The 3,812-nt window shown below is 71.1% G+C and carries 3 protein-coding genes; all 3 read left to right on the top strand.

What is annotated here, in order from left to right; genetic code table 11:
• Positions 1-228 precede the first annotated feature (228 nt).
• The 3 genes from ACFRQN_RS37100 (at position 229) to ACFRQN_RS37090 (ending at position 3,763) form a co-directional block, all read left to right on the top strand.
• Complete coding sequence (locus tag ACFRQN_RS37100; protein ID WP_380744957.1) at positions 229-528, top strand: hypothetical protein; 300 nt, start codon at positions 229-231, stop codon at positions 526-528.
• Between the two features lie 268 nt (positions 529-796).
• Positions 797-1,339: a hypothetical protein gene (locus ACFRQN_RS37095; protein ID WP_053112263.1), complete on the top strand. Its 543-nt coding sequence runs from the start codon at positions 797-799 to the stop codon at positions 1,337-1,339.
• A 609-nt stretch (positions 1,340-1,948) separates the two neighbouring features.
• Positions 1,949-3,763 carry a trypsin-like serine protease gene (locus tag ACFRQN_RS37090; RefSeq protein ID WP_380744954.1) on the top strand — a complete coding sequence of 605 codons (1,815 nt, stop codon included), beginning with the start codon at positions 1,949-1,951 and terminating at the stop codon, positions 3,761-3,763.
• Positions 3,764-3,812: the final 49 nt, after the last annotated feature.

Raw genomic sequence — 3,812 nt, 5'->3', positions numbered from 1 at the left:
TGGGGGTTGTTTTTTTTTTCTTTCTCGTGGTTAATGCCTGGGTGGTTTGTGTGGGCGGTGTTCATTTGGGGCTTCCCAAACCTGGGGGGGGGCGGCCGGCCGCCCCCGGGGGCCCCACAGCCGGAACGAGGGGGGTGTGCGGTGTATCCGTTGGGGCTTGGTGTCGTGTCGTGGTGGTGGCTCGCGATTCTGGCGACCGCGGTGTTCTGGGCGGTGCTGGTGCCGGGAATGCCCACGCGCACGCACCGGATCAGCATGGCGCTGGCGCCGGCCGCGATGGTGCTCTTCGGCCTCGGCAGCTACTACGCGAAGCACATGGACGCGGCCGCGGTGCTCGCCATGTACTCGTTCGCGGTGGTGGCCTTCCCGGTGGGAATGGTCGGCCACCGCAGGAAGTTCGCGCAGCGCCTGATGGAGGCGAAGGAGAGGGGCGAGTCGGAGGACAACACGTGGCCGCCCGCCATGATGGCGCAGGTCTTCGTGTCCTTGGTCGTCTTCGGGACCGCCGCGATCTGGACCACCCGGTAGCGGCTCGGTCCACGGCTCACCCGCTCGCGACAACCTTTTCCCCGGGCATATAGGCCGTATACGAACATGGCGGAATTCCAGATGCTTCCGAAACGGGAAACGATCTTCCGGAAGTCGACCCGCTCGTGATAGCAATGGTGCCGGTCGGGGCCGGGGGTGGCCGGGGGTGGCCGGAAACGCCATTCGACCAGGTCGCCGGTACGTGCACCGACTCGGCAGGTCCGCTGCGAACCAGCAGCAATTGACGGCTAATCAGGGGGTTTTATTCATGCGTTCCATCACCAAGATGGTCATCGTCGGCGCGGTCGCCGGCACGGTCGCGGTGTCCGGCGTCGTGGGCGCCGTCGCGGCTGACCGCAGCGCCGCCGCGCCCGGCGGCACCGCCGCCGCTCCGAAGGCGCTGACCGCCGACGACACTCCGCCGCCGGCCGTGGAGGACTTCGCCTACCCCGGCGCGGACCAGATCTTCGCGGACCGTGGCATCCGACTGAAGAGCGGTGACGGCCACATCGTCCTCGTGCCCTGCGCCCCGGGTCTGCTGGAGGTCGACGCCCGGAACATGGCGGAGACCGACAAGGTCGGCGGCGGCCGCTTCTGCTTCACCACCACCGGCACGTCCGGTCGGCTCAGCCTGGAGCTGCCGTCGACCTACGCCGTCTCCACCTCCGACTACTCCGTCCACGTGGTCATGGTGAACGGCACCGAGACCAAGATCCACGACCTGAAGCCGAACACCTGGAACAAGGTCGGCGAGCTCACCGACCCGCAGCAGCGCCCGTTCACCCTGCTGGAGCTCACCACCTCCAAGTGAGGCTCCGATCAGGCGGTTTGACGCACGCCTGATCCCCCGGCCCCGGCCCCGCCGCGCGAGTGGCGGGACCGGGACCAGCGGGACCCGAACCATCCGAGCGGCCCGCATCGCCGCCGCCCGCGAGCGGTGCGCACGCCCTCCGCGCCCACCCCGCAGACGGCGGCCGACTCCACGAAGCCCAACGGGGCCGCACAGCGGGACTCCGACCGCCAGGATGCCGAACGGCCGGGCCTGCGCTGCGAGTTCCTCGGCAGCCGGCTGCCGTCGCTCGGCGATGGGCCACCGGCCGCACAGGCCGGCGAGCCGGCTGCAGGCCTGCCACTCGTGCCGCTCCAGGCCGCCGAGCGGGTGCAGGGCGACGGCCTGGCGGCCCGTCAGAGGCCGCGCGATCGCGGACTCCGTCGGACGCGGGCGGCTCACTCGTCCCCGGCCTCGGCGACCACGGGCCCGAACTGCCGGGTCAGCCTCACCGCTGACCTGCCCCGCAGGCCCTGCGCGCTCCAGGACAGCGCTTCGCGATCGTCGGCGAAGACGCCGGCGGGAAACCCGCCGGACCACGTCGGACCGATCGCTACCCGAATTCACCTCTTATCGTTGGGAACCCTGTTCATGCCTCGCAACTCCTCGCCCCGCTCCCGACGAGCGGGCGTGCTGGTAGCGGCCGCGGCCGCGGCCGCCGGCACGATGACCTCCTTCACCCCGGCCGGCGCGGTGACCGGCGACGCCGCCGCCGACGGCTCGTACGCCTACACCGCCCGGATCGTCGTCGGCGACGCCCTGCGCGGCTGCACCGGCACGCTGGTGGACCACTACTGGGTGCTGACCGCCGCGTCCTGCTTCTCCGACGACCCCGCACAGCCGCAGACGCTGGCGGCCGGCGCGCCGAAATGGAAGACGACCGTCACGGTGGGCGCCAAGTCCGCCGACGTGGCCGAGCTGGTGCCGCGGCAGGAGCGCGACCTGGTGATGGCCCGCCTGGCCACCGCCGTGGACGGCATCACCCCGCCGGCGTTCGCCACGACCGCCCCCACCTCGGGAGAGAACCTGCGGGTGGCCGGGTACGGCCGCACCAAGGACGAGTGGGCCCCGCTGAAGCCCCACACCGGCTCCTTCACCCTCGGCACCGTGAGCGCGACCGGCATCAGCGTCACCGGCACCGGCGGCGCGGCGGTCTGCAAGGGCGACACCGGCGCCCCCACGATCCGCGAGACGGGCGGCAAGTCCGAACTCGTCGCCGTCGCCTCCCGCTCCTGGCAGGGCGGCTGCCTCGACACCCCGGCCACCGAGACCCGCACCGGCGCGACCGCCACCCGCGTCGACGACCTCGGTGGATGGGTCTCCTCGACCGTGGCCGCCGGCGGCGTGTCGGTCAAGTCGGACACCAAGCTGACCTCCGGACAGTCGATCGTCGGCGCGGACCTGAAGCTGACCATGCGGCCGGACGGCGACCTGGTCGTCACCCACAAGCAGGTCGACAACGGGATCCTGTGGTCGAGCGGGACTTCGGGCAACAACGGCGCCTGGGCGTACATCCAGCCGGACGGCAACCTCGTCGTCTACAAGAGCGACGGCAACCCGGCCGCCGGCACCGGCGCCCTGTGGGCCTCCGGCACCTGGGGCCAGAACGGCGCGTTCCTCAAGCTCCGGAACGACGGCAACGTGGCCATGGTCAAGGCCGACGGCAGCTCCGTCCTGTGGTCCGCCGGCACCATCCGCCTGGACCAGAAGCTGAACAGCGACACCAAGATCAAGCCCGGTCAGTGGTTCCAGTCGCAGACCGCCGTGGTCGAGATGCAGGCGGACGGCAACCTGGTCCGCTACCGCCGCGCCGACGCCGAGCCCACCTGGAACACCAACACCTCCGGGAACAAGGGGGCGTGGGCGTACGTGCAGACGGACGGCAACTTCGTCCTGTACAAGAGCGACGGCAACCCGGCCGCCGGCACCGGCGCCCTGTGGGGCTCCAACACCTGGGGCCAGAGCGGCGCGTTCCTCAAGCTCCAGGACGACGGCACCTTCGCGCTCTACAAGAAGAACGCCGCCGAGACGGTCGCCAACACCGTCTGGAGCGCCACCACCTTCCGCTCCGGCACCCAGCTCGTGGCCGGCCAGCAGGTGTACGCGAAGACCACCCGCCTGGCCATGCAGTGGGACGGTGACCTCGTCCTCTACCGCCTGAGCGACAACGCGGTCCTGTGGCACAGCAACACCGCCGGCAACGGCAACGCCTTCCTCCGGATCCAGCCCGACGGCAACGCCGTCGTCTACTCCGCGGACGGCAGCCGCGGCCTCTGGGCCTCCGGCACCTTCTGGTCGGCGGGCGCCTTCCTGAAGCTCCAGGACGACGGCAACCTCGTCGTCTACAAGGCCGACGGCGGCGAAGGCATCGGCAACGCCATCTGGTCCACCAACACCTTCGCCTGATCCCGGGCCCGCCTCACCGTCCGGGGCCCGCGCCGCGCACTGCGCGACG

This window comes from Kitasatospora sp. NPDC056800 (assembly GCF_042789775.1).
In the GTDB taxonomy this organism is placed as follows: Bacteria; Actinomycetota; Actinomycetes; order Streptomycetales; family Streptomycetaceae; genus Kitasatospora.
Note: the sequence above shows the minus strand (reverse complement) of the source record. Positions and strands in the feature narration are given on the sequence as shown.

What these genes read in the sequence shown, in the direction of transcription:
- ACFRQN_RS37100 (WP_380744957.1), top strand. Translation starts at nt 229, where the DNA reads ATGCCCACGCGCACGCACCGGATCAGCATGGCGCTGGCGCCGGCCGCG.
- ACFRQN_RS37090 (WP_380744954.1), top strand. Translation starts at nt 1,949, where the DNA reads ATGCCTCGCAACTCCTCGCCCCGCTCCCGACGAGCGGGCGTGCTGGTA.
- ACFRQN_RS37095 (WP_053112263.1), top strand. Translation starts at nt 797, where the DNA reads ATGCGTTCCATCACCAAGATGGTCATCGTCGGCGCGGTCGCCGGCACG.